Here is a 20,228-nt window from a genome sequence, read left to right as displayed (position 1 = left end):
ATCACCCCAACAGATCGGCGAACTCGGCCAGCACGGCGCGGTAGACGTCACGCTTGAAGGGCACGATCAGTCCCGGCAGATCGACTGCCGGCGCCCACCGCCAGGCGCGGAACTCGGGGTGCTCGGTCGCGATGTCGATGTCCGCATCGCTGCCGGTGAAACGCATCGCCACCCATTTCTGGGCCTGGCCGCGGAAGCGGCCTTTCCACAACGACCTGGCCAGGGTCGGCGGCAGGTCGTAGGCGAGCCACGTGGCGCTTTCGCGCATGATATCGGCCTTGTCCGTGCCGACCTCCTCCTCGAGCTCACGCCGTGCCGCCACGACCGCAGTCTCGCCCTTGTCGATGCCTCCCTGCGGCATCTGCCAGCCAGCCTGATCGGCATCGGGATTCCTATCAAAACGCTGGCCGATCCAGACACGCCGGTCCGGCGCGATCAGCATGATGCCGACATTGGGGCGATAGCCTTTCGGCAGATCGTCGCTGCGCTTCATCGCCCACCGCCGCCGACCATCGCCTTGCGGACGCGCTCGGCGCACAGGTCCACGCATTCGGTGAGGCCGGTCACCGGCGCCAGGGCAATTCCGCGCGTCTCGATATCCTTCGACCACGCAATCAGCCGCTCGATGGTCTCCCGCTGCGCCGTGGCGACAGCAAGCGCGAAGCGGTTCACCAACGTGAACTCCTCCAGCGCCTGGAGGTTGGCCGTGATCTCATCCGGCTCGCTCTTGCGGTCGATCCAGCCGGCGTCGCTGCTATACGGCACGCCCAGCTCCTTGCTGGTCTGGTAGACCGTCCGGCCGGTTCGGAAGGTCTCGAGAACCAGCAGCCCTCGGTCGCCGACCTCCTTGAGCAACGGACGCAAGGCCGCGTCGGTGCTGCTCAGTGGCGTCGTGGTCGGCACGATCACACCGATATAGCCGGCGCCGGCGCGGGCGAGCAGCGTGTGCAGCCGCCGCATGTTCTCCTCCGGCGCAACATCGGCGCGCAGCGGCGGCCATGTCGAGTCACGCGGCTTGTCGGGTGCCTGCACCGGCAGCATCACCAGCACTTCGTGCCCGCGGGCACGCGCGCGGTCGATCCAGCGATCAAGCCAAGGCGCATCGGATGCGAACCCCAGCGAGATGCGCGGCGGCAGCGCATCGATGGCGCGCTGGGTGAGCTGCGGATCCTTGCCTAGCCCGAGCACAATCACGCCGACGCGCGGACGCGTCTCGCGATAGTTGAAAGCGGCAGCGTTGGCGAGCCACGGCATGCAGCCATTGGCATCAATGCGCGGCAGCCGGCCGACCGGGGTCCACTCGACCAGTGCCGCGGGATCGAGCGGCGGGCAGCGCGCCGGCACCGCCGGCTTTTCGGGTGGCGGCGCCGGCAAGCCGTTGGCGGCGATCAGCGCCACGAGCGGCGCCGGCGTCGGGACAGCCGCCTCGGTGGGAGGCTTGTCGGACGGGGCGGCAGGCACGGTGGCGCCGGCGCTGCCGGAAGGCGCCGGCGCCTCGGTTGACGGCCCAGTCGACGGCGACGCCGGGGGCGCATCCTTGGCCGTGGCAGGTGGCGGTGCGGTGTCGGCGGCGACTGGCGGTGGCTGGGCAGGAACGGCCGGCGCCGGCTCGGTTGCTGGTATCGCAGGTGGCGGCGTGGCCGTGGCGCTGTCGGCAGCCGCCGGCGGCACCGGCGGAGCAGATGATGGAGGTGCCTGCTCCGGTGCCGGCGTTGGCGCGGCCGGCGGCGCCTCGGCAACCGAAGGCGACGGCGTTGCCGGCGGCAATGATGGCGCTTTTTCAGGCTCCGGCGACGCCGGTGGTGAGGGCGGCGTGGCCACAGCAGCAGGCGGCGATGACGGTGCTGGCGGCGCGCTCGCGGCGTCGGGTGGCGATGCCGGTGCCGGCGGCGGCGTGGTCGCGGCTGCTGGTGGTGATATCGACGGTGCCGGGGGCGGCGTCTCGACCGGCGCTGGCGCTGCCGGGGGTGGCGACGCCGGAGGCGCGGCCGGGCTCTCCACCGGTGGCGGAGAAGAACCGCCATGCTGGACCAGCGTCGGGCGATTGGCCGGTCGCGGCGCAGCCGCTTCCGGCACTGGCGGAATGATCAGCGTCGCCGTCAGCTGGCGCGGTCCGGCGACGGCGCGTGCAGCATCACGCCAGGGAATACCGCCGAGGAGGCCGACGCCAAGCACGCCCACGCCCAGCAACAGCACCGCAGCCGCGGCGCCTGCCGCATAAGGTCCTGCCCGACGGCCACCGCGCGACCGAAGTCTGGTTGCCTGCCATGGCGAGGGGGCTTGCCTGGTCATACTGACGCTCCGCTACACATGCCGGCAGGGCCGACAGCGGGCGCATCTTAGCAGAGACGCGCCCTGATCCAGGCCTTCTCTGCGCGTTCTGCGACAACGCTTCAGGCCGGTCGCGTCTGTAGCCCATCACGGGCCGGCAGCGAAGCCGCCGGCCGCCGGCGTGAGGCCAGCGCCTCAGTTGCTGCGCTGGCTGAACAGGTTGATGCCGCGAATCAAATCCATGGCCCGCAGAAGCTGATAGTCGTTGGCGGCCTGCGCTGCCGGCTCGTTGGGATCCTGCGGCGGGGTATCCTTCGCCTCCGGCGACGTCCCATCCGGCTTCGCCTCGGGCTTAGGCGCATCCGGCGCTTTGCTGCCGTCCTTGCGGCCGTTGGGATTGGCGATCGAGCCGCGGAGGTTCTCCTCGCGCGTACGGTCACCCGGCTTGAGCGCCTCGATCTTGGCCTGCTCGACCTCGATATCGGGCTTGATGCCTTCCTTCTGGATCGAGCGGCCCGACGGGGTGAAGTACAGCGCCGTGGTGAGCCGCATGGCGCCGCCGCCGGTCACCGGCATGATGGTCTGCACCGAGCCTTTGCCGAAGGAGCGCGTGCCCAGGATGATGGCGCGGCGATGGTCCTGCAGCGCGCCGGCCACGATCTCGGACGCCGATGCCGAACCGCCGTTGACCAGCACGACGATCGGCCGGCCTTCGGTCAGGTCACCCGGCTTGGCGTTCCAGCGCTGCACGTCCTCCGGCTTGCGGGCACGGATCGAGACGATCTCGCCCTTGTCGAGGAAGGCGTCGCTGACCGCGATCGACTGATCCAGCAGGCCACCCGGGTTGTTGCGCAGGTCAAGCACCAGGCCTTTCCACTTCGGGCCCAGGTCCTTCTTGAACTTCTCGAGCGCGGCGTTCAGTCCGCTGGCGGTCTGCTCGGTGAACGACGTGATGCGGACGTAGCCGATGTCACCGCCCTCGACCCGCGCCTTCACCGACTGGATCTTGATGATCGCGCGGGTGAGCGTGACGTCGAACGGATCCTTTCCCTGACGGCGCACGCCGATCTTGATCTTGGTGTCGACCTTGCCGCGCATCTTCTCGACGGCTTCCTGCAAGGTCAGTCCCATGACCGGCTGATCGTCCAGCGACACGATCAGGTCGCCCGACTGCAGCCCGGCCTTGGCTGCCGGCGTGTCGTCGATGGGCGCCACGACCTTCACCAGGCCGTTCTCCATCGTGACCTCGATGCCCAGCCCACCGAACTCGCCGCGCGTCTGCACCTGCATGTCGCGGAACTGCTTGGGGTTCATGTAGGAGCTGTGCGGGTCGAGCGACGCCAGCATGCCGTTGATCGCCGCCTCGATCAGGTCGGTCTCCTTCGGCGGCTCGACGTAGTCGTTGCGGATGCGCTCGAGCACGTCGCCGAACAGGTTGAGCTGCTGGTACAGCTCGCTCTTGTCGGTCTTGGGCTTGTCCTTGTCGGGGGCCTTGTCCTGCGCCCAGGCGATGGCCGGCGCGGCCACAAGCGAAAGGGAGAGGGCAGCGGCGAGGGCCGGATGGCGCAAGAATCTCATGACTCTTTCCGAAACCGAGAGGGCGGAAAAGCAGCTACAGCGGCACGATAGCCGCCGCTTTATGGCTGAACAAGGGCGACTCGGAAAGGCTCGCGCAATGGTGTGCGTCGCCCTGCGAGGGTTCAAAATATGACCCGCGGCCAGCCCCGCCTAGGCCCCGCTGCGCGCCAGACGCTGGCTGCGCCAGCGCATGAAGCTGACGGCCAAGCGCGTCAGTCCGGCGTTCAGACGGCCCGTGGCATCCAGCCCGGCAGCCTTCAGCACCATCGCCACGCCGCGCTGGACATGGCCGGGGCGGTACACCGCATAGGCGCGCCGCGCATAGGCCTTGGCGCAGACCGTCCGGTCGTAGGCCTCGCCGGGAGCGGCATTGGCGGCATAGTAGGCGTAGGACAGCTCATCGTCCTCGCTCTCATGGATACGGGCCAGCCCGATGCGCAGGCGTCCCCAGCGGCCCAGGTGCTCACGCTCCAGCCAGCGCCGCATATGGGTGTAGAACAGCTTGTAGTGCCGCAGCTCGTCGGCGGCGATATTGGCGCAGATCTGCTTCAGCACCGGCTCGGCCGCGGCGTCGCGCAGGGCGCTGTAGTAAGAGCTGGTGCCGGTCTCGACGATGCAGCGCGCCATCAGCTCGCCGGCGCGGGTGCCGCGCACCGACGTGGTCGCGTCCAGCGGCAGCTGGTAGCCCTCGGTGAATTTCTTGAAGGCGGCCGCGAAATCGAAGCTCGGGTCGGCCATCATGGCCCAGCGCCCCAGCGCCTCGCCGTGCTGCACCTCCTCGCGCGCCCACCAGCCGATCGCGGCCCTGAACTCGGGGTCGTCGCCGAAGACGTTGCTGAGATACGTCTCGTAGTCATAGGCGTTGCGCTCGACCAGCGCCGCAGCCTTCACCAGCTTCAACAGGTCCGGATCGACCTTCGAGCGATCGAAGGCGTCCCAGGCGATATCGTCGAGCGTCCAGTTCTTCATGAACCCGCCGGCGGTCGAATCGCCGTTCCCTACTACTGCGGCCCCGAAAGGCCCGACATACCCCTGTCATAAAGGGAGAAAGGGCCGGCTTTCAACCGGCCCTTTCCACATTCGAAAGAAAATTTCCCTGCCGCCAGAGGGGCTTAGCGACCGGCGTAGTAAGCTTGGGCACGCTGCAGCTCGCGCGCCACGGTCACCGCCTGCTCGGCATTGGCCTTCGCCGCCGGCGCCGTCGCGTCCTCCACGGCCTCCTCGGCCTGGCGCACGCGGGCCGCCAGCTGGTCGGCCGTGACGTCGGCCAGGGGCTGCGCCTCCTCGGCCAGCACCGTGCAGCGTTCCGGTGTCACTTCGGCGAAGCCGCCAGCGACGATGTAGCGCGCCGTCACCTTGCCGTCGTCGTGAAGCTCGATCACGCCGGGCCGCACGGTGGTGATCATCGGGATGTGGCCCGGCAGAACACCGAAGTCGCCCTCGCTGCCAGGCACGACCACCATGTCGGCATCGGTCGTGACGAGCTCGCGCTCCGGCAGAACCAGGGAGAATGCAACCTTGGCCATTGTCAGGGCCTCCGCTCAGCTGTCCGCTCAGGCGGCCTCAGCTGCCATCTTCTTGGCCTTGGCCACGGCCATCTCGATCGTGCCGACCATGTAGAACGCCGCTTCCGGCAGGTCGTCGTAGTCGCCCGCGACGATGCCCTTGAAGCCCTTGATCGTGTCCTCGAGCTTCACGAACTCGCCCTTGGTGCCGGTGAACACCTCGGCGACGTGGAACGGCTGGCTGAGGAAGCGCTGGATCTTGCGCGCCCGGGCCACCACCAGCTTGTCCTCTTCCGACAGCTCGTCCATGCCCAGAATGGCGATGATGTCCTGCAGCGACTTGTACTGCTGCAGCACGCGCTGCACGTCACGCGCCACCTGGTAGTGCTCCTCGCCGACGACGCGCGGGTCGAGCATGCGTGAGGTCGAGTCGAGCGGGTCCACCGCCGGGTAGATGCCCAGCTCCGTGAGCGCACGGTTCAACACGGTGGTGGCGTCAAGGTGCGCGAACGACGTCGCCGGCGCCGGGTCGGTCAAGTCGTCGGCCGGCACATAGATGGCCTGCACCGAGGTGATCGAGCCCTTGTTGGTGGTGGTGATGCGCTCCTGCAGGGCGCCCATGTCGGTGGCGAGCGTCGGCTGATAGCCCACCGCCGAAGGAATGCGGCCCAGCAGTGCCGACACTTCCGAGCCGGCCTGCGTGAAGCGGAAGATGTTGTCGACGAAGAACAGCACGTCCTGGCCTTCCTCGTCGCGGAAATACTCGGCGACCGTCAGGCCCGACAGGCCGACGCGGGCACGCGCGCCCGGCGGCTCGTTCATCTGGCCGTAGACCAGGGCCACCTTGGAGCCCGACGTCGTGCCGTCGTCGTTGAGCTTGATGACGCCCGACTCGATCATCTCGTGATAGAGGTCGTTGCCCTCGCGGGTGCGCTCGCCCACGCCGGCGAACACCGACACGCCGCCATGCGCCTTGGCGATGTTGTTGATCAGCTCCATGATGACGACGGTCTTGCCGACGCCGGCGCCGCCGAACAGGCCGATCTTGCCGCCCTTGGCGTAGGGCGCCAGCAGGTCGACGACCTTGATGCCGGTGACCAGGATCTGCGCCTCGGTCGACTGCTCGACGAACTCCGGCGCGCTGCGATGGATCGGCAGCGTGCGCTTGGCCTTGACGTCGCCGCGCTCGTCCACCGGCTCACCGATGACGTTCAGGATGCGGCCCAGGGTTTCGGGGCCGACCGGCATGGCAATCGGCGCGCCGCTATCGGTCGCCTTCTGCCCGCGCACGAAGCCGTCCGTCGTGTCCATGGCGATGGTGCGCACCGTCGATTCACCGAGGTGCTGCGCCACTTCGAGCACGACCTTGCGGCCGTCGGAGTCGACGGTCAGGGCGTTGAGAATGGCCGGCAGCTCGCCTTCGAACTGCACGTCGACGACGGCGCCCATTACCTGGGTGATCTTGCCGATGTTGTTGGCAGCCATGGTTGTTCCCTTCTGCATTCGTTTCGGCGCGCGTTACACGGCCTGCGCGCCGGAGATGATCTCGATGAGTTCCTTGGTGATCGCGGCCTGCCGCTGCCGGTTCATCGACAGCGTCAGCTTCCTGATCATGTCGCCGGCGTTGCGGGTGGCGTTGTCCATCGCCGTCATCTGCGCGCCAAAGAACGAGGCGCTGTTCTCGAGCAGGGCGCGATAGACCTGGACCGTGAGGTTGCGCGGCAACAGATCCTTGAGGATCGTTTCCTCGTCGGGCTCGAACTCGTAGGGCGCCGCGCCAGCCACCGGCGCCGCCTGCTCGGGCAGGGCCGGTGGAATGATCTGCTGCTTGGTGATGATCTGGCTGATCGCCGAGCGGAAGCGGTTGTAGAAGAGAGTGGCGACATCGAATTCGCCGGCTTCGAACAACTCGACAACCTTGGTCGCCACCTGGGTGGCATCACCGAAGCTGACCCGCGGCCGACCGAGGTCGGCGATGGTGTCGATGATCAGGCTGCCGAAGTCGCGGCGCAGCTGGTCGCGGCCCTTGCGGCCGACGCAGAGGATCTTGACGGTCTTGCCGTCAGCCTGCAGCGCGCGTACCGCACGCCGCGCCTCGCGCACGATCGAGCTGTTGAAGCCGCCGCACAGGCCGCGGTCAGCCGTGGCGACGATCAGCAGGTGGACTTTGTCGTCCCCGGTGCCCGCCAGCAGCCTGGGCGCGCCCGCCTTGCCCTGCATGGCGCCGGCCAGCGACGCCATCATGCGATCCATGGCCGTCGCATAGGGGCGACCGGCCACGGCCGCTTCTTGCGCGCGCCGCAACTTGGCCGCGGCGACCATCTTCATCGCCTTGGTGATCTTCTGCGTGTTCTGAACGCTTCGGATCCGTAGTCGGTATTGCTTGAGGCTTGGCATCGGCGCTTCTGCCCGTCTGTCCTGTGTGCGTCACGCAAGGCCGGCGCAGCGCCCCGGCCCGGCAGGTCAGGCGAACTTCTTGACGAAGTCGTCGAGGAAGGACTTGAGCTTGGCCTCGATATCCTTGGTCAGCTCGCGCGCCGTACGGATGCCGTCCAGCACGCCGTTGTTGGAGGCCCGCAGCGCTTCGAGCACGCGGCGCTCGAACTCGCCGACCTTGCCTACCGGCAGCGGATCGAGGTAGCCGCGCGTGCCGGCGAAGATCGACACCACCTGCTCCTCGACCGGCATCGGCTGGAACTGGCCCTGCTTCAGCAACTCGGTGAGCCGCTGGCCGCGCGCCAGCAGGCGCTGCGTCGAGGCATCGAGGTCAGAGGCGAACTGGGCGAAGGCCGCCATCTCGCGGTACTGTGCCAGCTCCAGCTTGATCGAGCCGGCAACCTGCTTCATCGCCTTGATCTGGGCCGAGGAGCCGACGCGGCTGACCGACAGGCCGACGTTAATGGCCGGCCGGATGCCCTGGTAGAAGAGCTCGGTCTCGAGGAAGATCTGGCCGTCGGTGATCGAGATCACGTTGGTCGGAATGTACGCCGACACGTCGCCGGCCTGCGTCTCGATGACCGGCAGCGCCGTCAGCGAGCCCGAACCGTTCTTGTCGTTGAGCTTGGCGGCGCGCTCCAGCAGCCGCGAATGCAGGTAGAAGACGTCGCCGGGATAGGCTTCGCGGCCCGGCGGACGGCGCAGCAGCAGCGACATCTGGCGGTAGGCGACGGCCTGCTTGGAAAGATCGTCGTACACGATCACGGCGTGCATGCCGTTGTCGCGGAAGTACTCGCCCATGGCGCAGCCGGCGTAGGGCGCCAGGAACTGCAGCGGCGCCGGATCGGACGCCGTGGCGGCGACGACGATCGAGTATTCCATGGCGCCGGCGTCTTCCAGCGTCTTGACGATCTGAGCCACCGTCGAGCGCTTCTGGCCGACGGCGACGTAGACGCAGTACAGCTTCTTGGACTCGTCGTTGCCGGCGTTGATCGGCTTCTGGTTGATGAAGGTATCGATGGCGACGGCGGTCTTGCCGGTCTGGCGGTCACCGATGATGAGCTCGCGCTGGCCTCGGCCCACCGGCACCAGCGAGTCGATCGCCTTCAGGCCGGTCTGCATCGGCTCGTGCACCGAGCGGCGCGGAATGATGCCCGGCGCCTTGAGCTCGACCAGGCGGCGCTCGGTGGACTGGATGGGACCCTTGCCGTCGATCGGCTCGCCCAGGCCATTGACCACGCGACCCAGCAGGCCCTTGCCCACCGGCACGTCGACGATGGTGCCGGTGCGCTTGACCGTGTCGCCTTCCTTGATGGTGCGGTCATCGCCGAAGATCACGACGCCGACATTGTCGGTTTCCAGGTTCAGGGCCATGCCCTTGATGCCGCCCGGGAACTCGACCATCTCGCCGGCCTGGACGTTGTCCAGCCCGTGCACGCGCGCGATGCCGTCGCCGACCGACAGCACCGAGCCAACCTCGGCGACTTCCGCATCGACCCCGAAGTTCTCGATCTGCTTGCGGAGGATGGCCGAAATCTCGGCCGCGCGGATATCCATCACCCCACTCCCTTCATGGCCAGCCGCAGGCGCTGCAGCTTGGTGCGTATCGACGAATCGAACATGCGCGAGCCAACCTTGACGATCAAACCGCCCAGGAGATCGGCATCAACGCGCGCATTGACAGTGATCTTGCTGCCGACAAGGCGCCGCAAGGTCTCGGACAGTGACTGCAGCTGCGTTTCGCTCAGCGGAGTCGCCGAGATCACATCGGCGGCCGTCTCACCACGCCGACGGGCCAGCTCGGCCAGAAAAGCCGCGATCATGCTGGGCAGATCGCGCAAGCGTCCGTTCTGGCAGACCACGCCCACAAAACGACGCACCAGGTTGCTGGCGCCGGCCGTTTCGAGCAAGGCGGACATGGCCCTGCCCTGGGCGTCCCGCCCGATGACCGGGCTGGCGACCAGGCGCCGCAGATCGGCGCTCTCGTCCATCATCCGACGCAGCGTGGCGAGGTCGGCAGCGACGGCATCGAGTTGTTTCTGGCCGTCCGCAAGCTCGAACAGCGCGCTGGCATAACGCCCGGCGAGGCTAGCCGGGCCGGGTGCTTCAGTCGACACGATCAGGTGTCCCCAAGGGCCGGATCATGGGGTGTGAACCCCTTGGAATCATGGGGTGTGAACCCCTTGGAATAACGTGCGTTTTCCCAAAGAATGGACCCCGAAGGGGCCGCCCCCGAAAACCGCGGGCGGTAGCTAGCACACGCGTTTGTGTGATGCAAGCAACCCACCACCGGCGCGAAAGGGCACCGGCACTGTTTCGGGCTCGGATTGGGTCCGACAAAAACGAGCGGCATCGCTGACGACAATCTGACATAAAACTGATGAGAAATAATTTACGGCACCGGCCTGCCGATTTATCGTGCCGGCAACGTTGACGGCGGACAGATCATTCTGGTCTGACAAGGCGCAACAGGGATCGTGCGAATGACCAGCGCCTTGATTCAAACGCTCGACAACGCTCTGCTGACGCTATGCGGCCTGGGGTATTTCCGCCTGACGCGGGATGCGACCATACTGGACCGGGCGGATTACCTCATGCACTACGTGCGGGAAGCGCCACAGCCGCGCGTATCCATTCTCGATGTCGGCTGCGGCAGCAGCGCAACGCTGCTCTGGCTGGCCCCGGCTGCCGACAAGGTCGCGTCCTACATGGGGGTGGACGGCAATGTCGAAGGCCAGGACCGGCGCTTCCAGAACTTCCCGATCCGCCATGCGTTCCGCACTGTCGACCTCGACAAGCCATGGGATTTCGGACGCTTCGACCTTGTGAGCTGCCTGGAGGTTCTGGAGCATCTGATCGATGACCGCTCGATGTTCGCCAAGCTATGCTCGCAGGTGGCGCCTCATGGCCGGCTGCTCATATCGACCCCCAGCACGCCTTTTGTGGCGCGCATGGGCAAGCTGATCCCCGGCTTCGACCGCGTGTCGCCGACCCAGGACGGCGATCATGTGCGCATGGGCTACACCGTCGATGAGCTTCGCGCCCTGGCCGAGGCCAACAACATGGAGATCCTTTCGGTCGACTGGCTGTCGCGCTACGAGGCCGAGGAACTGCGCCAAGCCTTCGGGGCCTTGGGCCCTTCCAGGCGCCTGTGGCAGAATCTGCGCTACCCCCGCGGCGTTCCGGAGGAAGCCTGGGTGATCGGCGGCGACCCTGCCGCCCGGGCCGACACATATTGGAGCGTCGGCATCTACATGAAGCACAAGGACGCCTAGCCCGCTGCCCATGGTCATCACATGAACGAGTACGGGTCGATATCGACCTGCACCCGGACGGACGGCGGCACCGTGACCTGCGCCAGCCAATCGGCGACGATGCCCTGAACCTTCAGGCCGCGCTGGCTGCGCAGCAGCAGCCGGCGCCGGAATCGGCCGCGCAGCAACGATAACGGCGCCGGCGCCGGACCCAGCACCTTGATGCCGTCCATGACCGGCGCCGCCCGTGCCAGCGCCCGGGCAGCGTCGTCGGTCGCCGCCTCGTCAGTTCCCGAGACGATGATCGCCACCAGGCGGCCGAAGGGCGGCCAGCCGGCGCTTTCGCGGGCCGCCATCTCGGCCGCATTGAACTGGTCGCGCTCGCCGCTGGCCAACGCCTGGATCACGGGATGGTCGGGGATATGCGTCTGCAGCAGCGCCCGGCCCGGCTTCTCGGCCCGGCCGGCACGGCCGGCAACCTGGTAGAGAAGCTGGAAGGTGCGCTCCGCTGCGCGCAGATCGCCACCGGCCAGGCCGAGATCGGCATCGACGACCACGACCAGCGTCAGCAGCGGGAAGTGATAGCCCTTGGCCGCCATCTGCGTGCCGATCACGAGGTCGATCTCGCCCGCAGCGATGCGCTCGACCATGGCCTGCGCCGCACGGCGGCTGCCCACGGTGTCGCTGGCGAAGATCTCGATGCGCTTGTCGGGAAAAAGCGCCAGCGCTTCCTCGGCGAGCCGTTCGACGCCGGGCCCGCACGGCACGAACGAATCCTTGTCCTCGCAGGATGGGCACGCCGCCGGCAGCGGCGCGCCGTAGCCGCAATGGTGGCAGATCAGGCGGCCGCGAAACCGATGCTCGACCAGCCAGGCGCTGCAATGTGGACATTGCAGCCGATGGCCGCAGGTGCGGCACAAGGTGAGCGGGGCGTAGCCGCGGCGGTTGAGGAACAGCAGCACCTGCTCGCCGCGCGCCAGCGTCTCGTTCACGGCCGTCACCACGGCCGGCGCCAGCCAGCGGCCGCGCGCCGGGGCCTGGCGGCGCAGGTCGACGACCGCGACGCCGGGCAGCTGCGCGCCGCCATGGCGGTCGGGCAGATGCAGCGCGCCATAGCGACCGGCACGCGCGTTGGCGACGGTCTCCAGGGACGGCGTCGCCGACGCCAGCACGATCGGCACATCGCTCAGGCGGGCCCGCACGACGGCCATGTCGCGTGCATTGTAGAGCGTGCCGTCCTCCTGCTTGAAGGCGCCGTCATGCTCCTCGTCGACCACGATGACGGCGAGGTCGGCGAAGGGCAGGAACAGCGCCGAGCGCGCGCCGACGACGACGCCGGCACGCTTCTCCGCCACGTCGCGCCATGTGCGGCGGCGCTCGGTGCTGGTGAGATCCGAATGCCATTCGGCCGGCCGCATGCCGAAGCGCCGGGCAAAGCGATCCAGCCACTGCGTCGACAGCGCGATCTCGGGCAGCAGCACCAGCGCCTGGCGGCCCTGCGCCAGCGCGGCGGCGATGGGCTCGAAATACACCTCGGTCTTGCCGGCGCCCGGCACGCCGTCGAGCAGCGTGGTCGAGAAGCCGCCCGCGTTCACCTTGTCGACGAGATCGGCGGCGGCAGCCGCCTGCGCCTCCGATAGCGTCGGCCTGAACGCCGGCGCCGCCGGCGCAGCCGCGCGCGCCTGCCGGCGCTGCACCGCCTCGACCCAGCCGGCATCGACCAGCGCCTTGACCACGGCCGCGCCGACGCCGGCCTGACGCGCGACGTCGACCAGCGGCAACGCCGGGGCCTCGCGCAGGAAGTCGAGCACGCGACGGCGTGCCGGCGTGAGCTTCACGCCTGCGAGCGCCAGCGGCGTCGCGGCTGGCGCAAGCCGGTACACCGTCTCCGTGCGCGGCGCCTCCAGCGCATCGGTGACGCTCATCGCCATGCGCAGCACCGCACCCGGCGGGCTCAATGTATAGGCCGCGACCCAGGCGACGAACCGCCGCATGGGGTCGCTCATCGGTGGCGCCGGCAGGATGCGCTCGACATCGCGCAGCTTGCCCGGATCGACATCGCCGCGCGCCTTGCCCCACACCACGCCCGCCAGGGTGCGCTTGCCCAGCGGCACGGCGACAAAATCGCCCGGCGCCAGCGCCATCGAGGACGGAACCCGGTAGTCGTAGGCCTCGCCCAGGGGCAGCGGCAACAGAACCGCCACCGTGGCGTCATGATCCACACGCACCGCAGGCGCGTCAGCCGCAGCCGGCCCGTCGCCTTGCCGGTCCGCAGGCCATTCGCTAGAAGGGGCGTCGCGTCGCTGCATGGTCATCCACGGCAACATATCGGGCGGCGCACGCGTGGGGAACGGCGAGGGCCGCACATGAAATTTTTCGTCGACACGGCGGACGTTGCGGAAATCCGCACCTTGGCAGCCAGCGGATTGCTCGACGGCGTCACGACCAACCCATCGCTGATCGCGAAATCCGGTCGGCCGATGCTCGATGTGATCCGCGAGATCGCCGAACTGGTGCCCGGCCCGGTGAGCGCCGAGGTCACCGCGACTGATTTCGAGACCATGCTCAAGGAAGGCAAGAAGCTGCACGCCCTGGGCAAGCACGCCAAGGACAACATCGCCGTCAAGGTGCCGCTGACGCCCGATGGCCTGCGCTGCTGCAAGGCGCTGTCGTCCGAAGGCATCATGGTCAATGTCACGCTGTGCTTCTCGGCGGCGCAGGCCATCCTCGCCGCCAAGGCTGGCGCCACGTTCGTCTCGCCCTTCGTCGGCCGGCTCGACGACATCGGCGAGGACGGCATGGCCCTGATCGCCGATGTGGTGCAGATCTACCGCCAGTACGCATCGTTCCGCACCGAGGTGCTGGTGGCGTCGGTGCGCCATCCCCAGCATGTCGTGGCCGCGGCCAAGCTCGGCGCCCACGTCGCGACCCTGCCGCCCAACATCCTCAAGCAGCTCTTCAAGCACCCGCTGACGGACAATGGCCTGAAGGCCTTCCTGGACGACTGGGCCAAGACCGGCCAGTCGATCCTCTGATCGCAGCGCGGGCACGCACGTGGCCGACACCGACACCAGCGATGACGGCACGCCCGCGCTGTCGGCCGACGATGTCGCAGCCTACCTGAAGGCGCATCCCGACTTCCTGGCGCAGCACCCCGCGGTGCTCGACACGCTGCAGATCCCACCACGGCAGAGCGGCGCCGGCGTCGTCGACATGCAGGCGGCCATGGTCAAGCGCCTGCGCGCCAATATCGACAAGCTGCGCGCCGTTCAGCAGGAGCTGATCAGCGCCGGGCGCGCCAACCAGATCACGCAGAACCGCGTCCATGTCGCGGTGCTGAGCGTCATCCAGGCAACCAGCTTCGAGAAGCTGATCCACACGGTCACGCATGAGCTGCCCGGCCTGCTGGATGTCGATTTCATCGCGCTGGCCATCGAAGGCACCGAGGATGCGCCGCGGCGCGTGCCGGTGCGCGGCGTCTACGTCCTGGCACCCGGCGCCATCGACGCCGCTTTGGGACCGGGCGAGAGCGCCCGGCTGCGCGGCGACATCATCGGCGAGGAGGCGTTCTTCGGGCCGGTGGCGCGCCATGTGCGATCCGATGTGCTGGTGCGCCTGCGCGTCTCCAGCGGCTCGCCCGACGGGGTGATCGCCTTCGGCTCGCGCCAGGGCAGCACCTTCGGCCCCAACCAGTCGACCGAGCTGCTGTTCTTCCTCACCCGCGTGCTGGAGAACACGATCCGCGCCTGGCTCGACCTGCCGGAGTGACGCGCTTGTCGTCTCCGCGTTGAGCGCAGCAGCGCCGGATCGTTCGAGGTCTGTTGGCAGCGATGGTTTCGATATCGAGATCGCGAAGCCCCTCATCCCCGCCACGAGCGGCAGCGACGCGCTTGCGCGGCGAGAAGCAGCTTGCCCCAGCCCTGCCGCCGCCGCTGGCGGCAGGCGACGACGTCGCCGCCGCCATGGTGTCCTGGATCGAATGGATGGGGGCGGAGCGGCGCGCCGGCGACAAGACGGTGGCCGCCTATCGGCGCGACATGCACGACTTCATCGCCTTCGTCGCAGGACACCGCGGCGGGCCACCCGATCTCGACGCCCTGGCCGGCCTGCGCCAGACCGATTTCCGTGCCTGGCTGGCGCGGCGAGCACGCGACAAACTCGCCCGCACGTCGACGGCACGGGCCCTGTCGTCGGTGCGCAGCTTCTTCCGCTTCCTCGACCGGCGCGGCCTGGCCGTGAATGCCGCCATCACACTGGTGCGCACGCCAAAGCTGCCGAAGTCGGTGCCCAAGGCGCTGTCGATCGGCGACACCCGCGACCTTCTGGCTGAGGTCGATGCCGATGCGGCAATAGAATGGATCGCCCGGCGCGACACTGCGATCCTGACCTTGCTCTACGGCGCCGGCCTGCGCATCGCCGAGGCGTTGTCGCTGGACAAACGGACGGTGGAGGGGCTGCTGCGCTCGCGGGCGACCGCGATAGCGATCACCGGCAAAGGCGGCAAGCAGCGCATCGTGCCCCTGCTGCCCGCCGTGACCACCGCGCTGGCCGCCTATCGGGCCACCTGCCCGTTCATGGCCGCCGCCGCGCCGCATGACCGCTTCTTCATCGGCGCGCGCGGCGCGTCGCTCGACCCCGGCGTCGTGCAGCGCGCGGTGCGCCGCCTGCGGCTGCAGCTCGGCCTGCCCGAAAGCACCACGCCGCACGCCCTGCGCCACTCCTTCGCCACGCACCTGCTCGGCGCCGGCGGCGACCTGCGCACGATCCAGGAACTGCTGGGGCACGCATCGCTGTCGACCACGCAACGCTACACCGACGTCGACGCGGCGCGGCTGGCGGCCATCTACCGCACGGCGCACCCGCGGGCGCGCAGCCGGGGGTAGCCTTCACGCCGAAGACACGTCCGATCAGGGGCTGTTCCTGAGATGGCGGGCGATGAATGCATCGAGGTCCTTGAGGAACAGCGCATAGGCCGATGCATCGTAGCCGTAGTGGGCGCCGCAACAATCGTTCGGCTTGCTGCGGTTGCCGGCCGCCGCCAGCCAGGTCAGCCGCAGGCCGACGGCGTCGAAGCTGTGATAGGCTCCGGCGTAGATGCGGCTTTCCGCCTGGTCGCGGCTCGGGCCGAGGCGCGACAGCATCGCCTCGCACTGGCGCACGGGCGTCCAGTCATCCTTCTCGGCCAGGGCCAGGAAGGTAGGCTGCCGCGCCACCAATGCCGCCGCGTCGCTATCGGGCAGCGCGCAATCCGGGTAGACCGCGATCACGGCACGCACGGCCAGCTCGCGCCGCAGCGAGCGCATCAGCACGACACCGCCGCCATAGGAATAGCCCATTACCGCGATGCGATCGGCGGCGACGAATGGCTGCGTCCTCAGCCAGGCGACCGCGGTGTCGATATCGCGGGTGCGGTCAGCAGCCTGGGCGACCGTGGGCCAGTTGCGGGTGCAGGCGTCGGTGATGCGCCGTGGGCCGAAGCTGTCGACGACCAGCGCCGCGATACCCTGACCGGCCAGGCGTTGCGCCATGCGGGTGACATTCATGCCGACGCCGCCGCAGCCATGGAACAACGCCACCGCCGGGGCCCGACCTTGCACCGATGCCGGCTTGAACAGCGTCGCCGCCAATGCGGTCGGCGGCTTGCCGTCGGCGCTGGGCAGGCGGACGGCCTGCTGCGCCTGCGCCGCCGTCCCGCCAAGCCCAAGGAGCAGCGCGACAAGCAGGTGGAGCAGCGATCGTGCCGCGCCGCTCATGCGGGCTCAGCGGCCCCAGCGCAGCACCGGCAGCCAGCCCATCATGCCGGCCACCGCGACGGTGGCAAAAGCCAGCGCCCAATGCTGGGTCGATTGATGGCCGACCGCGTCAAGCATGACCCCCACGATCCAGGGGCCGAGAAAGCCGCCAGCGAACCCCAGGGACGTATGCAGCCCCATGGCGGCACCGGCACGGCCCTCGGGCGCGTTGGCGACCAGGCTCGCCGTCATCGCCGGGGAATCGATATAGGCCAACCCCATCAGCACGACGAGAAACACCGCGACCGCGTTGTAGCCCAGGCCGCCACCGACCCAGGGCAGGCACAACGTCCCCAGGCACGAGATCGCCATGCCGATCAGCACCAGCCGGCGGCGGCCGATCCGCGCCGCCAGCTCGCCGCCCAGCAGCGATGCCGGAATCGCCGCGAACGCGGCCAGTGTGGCCACGTCGGTGGGCTTCAGCCACGCCGATGCACCGCTACCGCTCTCGGCGATATAGGCAAGGTAGGCCACCATCCACGACACCAGCGCCAGGGCCTCCCAGGTGTGGCCGCACTGGCCGATGATATAGGCCATCGCCGGCTTGTGCCGCAGGACCGGCCGGTAATCGAACAGGTCGCGCAGCGTCGGAACCACAATCGGCGGCTTGCGCCGGCCGGGCACGAACAGGAAATTCATTGCGAAGGCGAGCGCCGCCATCGCGGCCACGAAGCCGAACGCCAGGCGCCAGCCGAAGACCGGCGCGATCTGCCCGGCGACGAGAATCGACAGCGCGACCCCGGTGCTGAACGACACAAGGTACCAGGTCGTGGCCCGTGCCTTGAGCTTGGGATCGTCGATCGCCTCGACCAGGGCCCGCAGACCCGGCATGTAGGTGGCAGCGAAGCCGGCGCCGTAGAAGCCGCGGATGAGCAAGGCGCTGGTGAAGCCCTCGGCCCAGTACGCGAAGGCATAGGAGGTGACCACGACCAGCGCCGACCCGGCGAGCACCACCCGGCGCGGATCGAACCGGTCCGTCAGCGCCGACAGGACCGGCACCGCCAGCATGAATCCGAAATACTGGCTCCCGGCGATCCAGCCGGCCTGGGCGTTGGTCAGCTGCCATTCGCTGCGGAACAAAGGCAATAAGGTCGTATAGCCATTGGCGCCCAGCATCGACAGTGTCTGGGCAACGCAGATGGCGGCAATCAGGAGACGTTGGTCCATCACTCGACAACTAGAACGCGAGTCGATGGCTGCATCGATGCCGCCGTCGCGAATCCCGCAACACTTCCCCTCCCCCGTAAGCCATCCGTGAATCGTGCGCCTGCGTCGCGCGAATTGATGCATGCTCCTGCTTGTTTTTCGATCCCAACGACTGGACTATCGTCACCCTGTCTCGTCCGACTCCGTCGTCCGGTCACACGCTCAAGCGCCCACGAAGCAAATCCGCAGGTTCAGCGAACGGCAGTATCAGGGTACAACCACGAGAGGCATAACATCGGACAGACAGGCTGACATACCATGCTTCGGCAGGGCAGGCAAAGGCATCGTTGCATGGCTCTTGTTGTTTTCACGCAACGGTGCAATCACCCTCTGGCGCCCTATTTCAGACGCACGCCGTCGATGGTCGTCCGGATGTCATTGGGATACAGCGGCTGCCCCGGCGGCGCGCACTGCATGGCGGCAAACATCTCGACGTAGTCCTGCCCCCGTCGCGTGCCCGGCTTGCGGAATGCCACGCAGCTGGCGGTACCGTTGCGGAAGGTCATGAACTCGGCACCGCCATAGGTGAGGACCGTCGACCAGTCGGTGCCGGCGCGCGTCGTGGCGTTGAGCTGGGGCAAGGCACGGTCGGCCGGTGCCGTGACCACCACCCCTTGCTCGCCCAGCGCCTGGCTCATCCAGATCTGCGTCTGCCAGCCACCGGCAGCCGTGTCGGCCATGTAGCTGCGGTAGCGCCCTGCCGAACCGGGCAGCGTATGGTCGCCGGAGACTTGGCACGTGAAGCCCGCCGGCACCCACAGCGGTATCGACGCGCAAGGCACAGACGACCACGTCATCGCAGCCGGCGGACCCGCGTCCGGCTTCTGGAGGTCCGCGAGCTTGCGCCGTGCCGCCTCGGCGTAGCGCCCCGAGGGATAGCGCTGCAGGTAGTCTCGCACGGGCGCGACCGTGGTCGCCGCCTGGGCGCGACGCCAGAGCTCGTCCTCTTCCTGCCGGCCGGCGGCGACCCGCTCGGCGGCGGCCAGCCGCTGGCGCGCCTCAGCAGCATGCTGGCCGTCGGGATAGCGCTCCAGGAAAGCGCGATAGGCCGTCTCCGTATCGGCCTGCATGGCAGCCCGCCAAGCTTGGCCCTCCCCGGCACGGGTGTCCGACGCGAACAGGGATCGCACCATCGCCACCGGATCGGCGAAGACAAAAGCCGCTCCGACCATAACCGCCAGCGCCAATCCGCCGACCAGCACCGCCAGGCCGGGCCCGCGCCGGCGGTGCCGGCCACCGGCAGCGGCATCGAGGGCATCCAGCGCCAGCACGTCGCGCATCGACTGCGGCCGCCGGGCCGGATCGGGCTCGAGCATGCGGGCCAGGCTGGGTCGCAGCTCCGGCGACACCTGCGACAGGTCGGGCACCTTCATGCGGGCCTCGATCGCCGCCATCGCGGAGGTGCCCATGTCGAGCGGACGGCCCAGGCTGCAGGCCACCAGGACCAAGCCGAGCGTGTAGACGTCCGAGCGGGCGTCCGCCTTGCCCGTGAACATGCCGAACTGCTCGGGCGCCGCGTATTCGATCTTGCCGGCGAAGCTCTGGCCGATGACGCTGGTCTTGCCGATGTCGGTGCGTCGCGCGATGCCGAAATCGATGATCGTGGCCTGGCTCAGATCGCCGTCGCGCAGGATGATGTTGTCCGGCGACAGGTCGCGATGGACCACGTTCTGGTCATGGGCTGCCTGCAAGCCTTCGGCCACGCGCCGCCGCAGCGCCCGCACCTGTGCCGGGCTCAGCGGCTGGCGCGCCACGAGCTGCGCCAGCGACGGCCCTGCGACAAAGTCCATCACCAGATAGAGCCGTCCGGCGGAATCGGCGCTGGCCCCCTCGTAGGAGACGACGGCGGGATGGCGGATCTTGCGCAAGGCCATGGCCTCGCGCAGGAACAGGTCCCGCATGTTGGCATCGTCGACCAGCTCAGGGCGGATGACCTTGATCGCGACCTGATCGCCGGTGTGCACGTTCGTGCCGCGATAGACCTCGCCCATGCCGCCGCGGCCCAGCATCTGGTCGATGCGGTGCGTATTGTTGAGCACGACACCCGGCTGCAGCGGCGTCATCGCCGGGAACACGCCCGCCGTCTGCGCGAACGGCGGCGGGCCGGCCGGCGCCGCTGACGCGTGCCATCGCGGCGGCGCGCCGGCGCTGTCGCTGTGCCCGGCGCTCACACCTCGCTCCCCGCG

At 68.5% G+C, this 20,228-nt stretch carries 18 protein-coding genes; 5 read left to right on the top strand and 13 right to left on the bottom strand.

The features are described 5' to 3' along the window. Window position 1: 1 nt before the first annotated feature. Window positions 2–493: an RNA pyrophosphohydrolase gene (locus FHP25_RS27240; protein WP_147850136.1), complete on the bottom strand. Its 492-nt coding sequence runs from the start codon at window positions 491–493 to the stop codon at window positions 2–4. After that, complete coding sequence (locus FHP25_RS27235) at window positions 490–1,671, bottom strand: divergent polysaccharide deacetylase family protein (RefSeq protein WP_147850135.1); 1,182 nt, start codon at window positions 1,669–1,671, stop codon at window positions 490–492. Before FHP25_RS27235 ends, FHP25_RS27240 begins: the two co-directional genes overlap by 4 nt. Window positions 1,672–1,682: 11 nt before the next feature. Between FHP25_RS27235 and FHP25_RS27230 the strand changes: the two genes are divergently transcribed. Then, window positions 1,683–2,087, top strand: coding sequence for a hypothetical protein (locus tag FHP25_RS27230; protein WP_178133813.1), 405 nt, complete (start codon window positions 1,683–1,685; stop codon window positions 2,085–2,087). 379 nt (window positions 2,088–2,466) lie between these two features. Here the strand turns inward: FHP25_RS27230 and FHP25_RS27225 are convergent, their stop codons facing one another. The 7 genes from FHP25_RS27225 to FHP25_RS27195 form a co-directional block, all read right to left on the bottom strand. Further along, entirely contained in the window at window positions 2,467–3,849 is a 1,383-nt protein-coding gene (locus FHP25_RS27225; protein ID WP_147850133.1) for a S41 family peptidase, read from the bottom strand. 150 nt (window positions 3,850–3,999) lie between these two features. Beyond that, the gene (locus tag FHP25_RS27220) at window positions 4,000–4,818 is read right to left on the bottom strand and encodes a ferritin-like domain-containing protein (protein ID WP_147850132.1); all 819 of its coding nucleotides are present in this window, start codon (window positions 4,816–4,818) and stop codon (window positions 4,000–4,002) included. 143 nt (window positions 4,819–4,961) lie between these two features. Further along, complete coding sequence (gene atpC, locus FHP25_RS27215; RefSeq protein WP_147850131.1) at window positions 4,962–5,375, bottom strand: ATP synthase F1 subunit epsilon; 414 nt, start codon at window positions 5,373–5,375, stop codon at window positions 4,962–4,964. A gap of 27 nt (window positions 5,376–5,402) precedes the next feature. Further along, a complete protein-coding gene (atpD, locus tag FHP25_RS27210) occupies window positions 5,403–6,857 on the bottom strand; it encodes a F0F1 ATP synthase subunit beta (RefSeq protein ID WP_231712493.1) in 1,455 nt (484 codons plus the stop codon). 15 nt (window positions 6,858–6,872) lie between these two features. Continuing rightward, window positions 6,873–7,751, bottom strand: coding sequence for a F0F1 ATP synthase subunit gamma (locus tag FHP25_RS27205; protein ID WP_147850129.1), 879 nt, complete (start codon window positions 7,749–7,751; stop codon window positions 6,873–6,875). A 66-nt stretch (window positions 7,752–7,817) separates the two neighbouring features. Continuing rightward, window positions 7,818–9,347, bottom strand: coding sequence for a F0F1 ATP synthase subunit alpha (gene atpA / locus FHP25_RS27200; protein WP_147850128.1), 1,530 nt, complete (start codon window positions 9,345–9,347; stop codon window positions 7,818–7,820). After that, window positions 9,347–9,907, bottom strand: coding sequence for a F0F1 ATP synthase subunit delta (locus tag FHP25_RS27195; protein WP_147850127.1), 561 nt, complete (start codon window positions 9,905–9,907; stop codon window positions 9,347–9,349). The genes atpA and FHP25_RS27195 overlap by 1 nt, the downstream gene beginning before the upstream one ends. 366 nt (window positions 9,908–10,273) lie before the next feature. Here FHP25_RS27195 and FHP25_RS27190 point away from each other — a divergent pair, with 366 nt between their 5' ends. Next, entirely contained in the window at window positions 10,274–11,065 is a 792-nt protein-coding gene (locus FHP25_RS27190; protein ID WP_147850126.1) for a class I SAM-dependent methyltransferase, read from the top strand. A gap of 17 nt (window positions 11,066–11,082) precedes the next feature. Here FHP25_RS27190 and FHP25_RS27185 read toward each other — a convergent pair whose 3' ends face one another. Beyond that, complete coding sequence (locus FHP25_RS27185) at window positions 11,083–13,272, bottom strand: primosomal protein N' (RefSeq protein WP_231712492.1); 2,190 nt, start codon at window positions 13,270–13,272, stop codon at window positions 11,083–11,085. Window positions 13,273–13,410: 138 nt separating this feature from the next. Here FHP25_RS27185 and fsa point away from each other — a divergent pair, with 138 nt between their 5' ends. From fsa to FHP25_RS27170, 3 genes are all read left to right on the top strand, one after another. Then, window positions 13,411–14,079 (top strand): fructose-6-phosphate aldolase, encoded by a 669-nt coding sequence (fsa, locus tag FHP25_RS27180; protein ID WP_147850125.1) that lies wholly within the window; start codon window positions 13,411–13,413, stop codon window positions 14,077–14,079. 19 nt (window positions 14,080–14,098) lie between these two features. Then, complete coding sequence (locus FHP25_RS27175; protein WP_147850124.1) at window positions 14,099–14,812, top strand: DUF484 family protein; 714 nt, start codon at window positions 14,099–14,101, stop codon at window positions 14,810–14,812. Between the two features lie 194 nt (window positions 14,813–15,006). Next, window positions 15,007–15,927, top strand: coding sequence for a tyrosine recombinase XerC (locus FHP25_RS27170; RefSeq protein ID WP_147850160.1), 921 nt, complete (start codon window positions 15,007–15,009; stop codon window positions 15,925–15,927). A gap of 24 nt (window positions 15,928–15,951) precedes the next feature. Here FHP25_RS27170 and FHP25_RS27165 read toward each other — a convergent pair whose 3' ends face one another. The 3 genes from FHP25_RS27165 to FHP25_RS27155 form a co-directional block, all read right to left on the bottom strand. Beyond that, a complete protein-coding gene (locus FHP25_RS27165; RefSeq protein ID WP_147850123.1) occupies window positions 15,952–16,797 on the bottom strand; it encodes a dienelactone hydrolase family protein in 846 nt (281 codons plus the stop codon). Window positions 16,798–16,803: 6 nt separating this feature from the next. Beyond that, the gene (locus tag FHP25_RS27160) at window positions 16,804–18,003 is read right to left on the bottom strand and encodes an MFS transporter (RefSeq protein WP_178133812.1); all 1,200 of its coding nucleotides are present in this window, start codon (window positions 18,001–18,003) and stop codon (window positions 16,804–16,806) included. A 377-nt stretch (window positions 18,004–18,380) separates the two neighbouring features. Further along, window positions 18,381–20,213: a serine/threonine-protein kinase gene (locus FHP25_RS27155; protein ID WP_178133811.1), complete on the bottom strand. Its 1,833-nt coding sequence runs from the start codon at window positions 20,211–20,213 to the stop codon at window positions 18,381–18,383. Between the last annotated feature and the right edge of the window lie 15 nt (window positions 20,214–20,228).

The organism is Vineibacter terrae (genome assembly GCF_008039615.1).
GTDB classification, from domain to species: domain Bacteria; phylum Pseudomonadota; class Alphaproteobacteria; order Reyranellales; family Reyranellaceae; genus Vineibacter; species Vineibacter terrae.
This window is presented reverse-complemented; position numbering and strand designations above follow the sequence as displayed.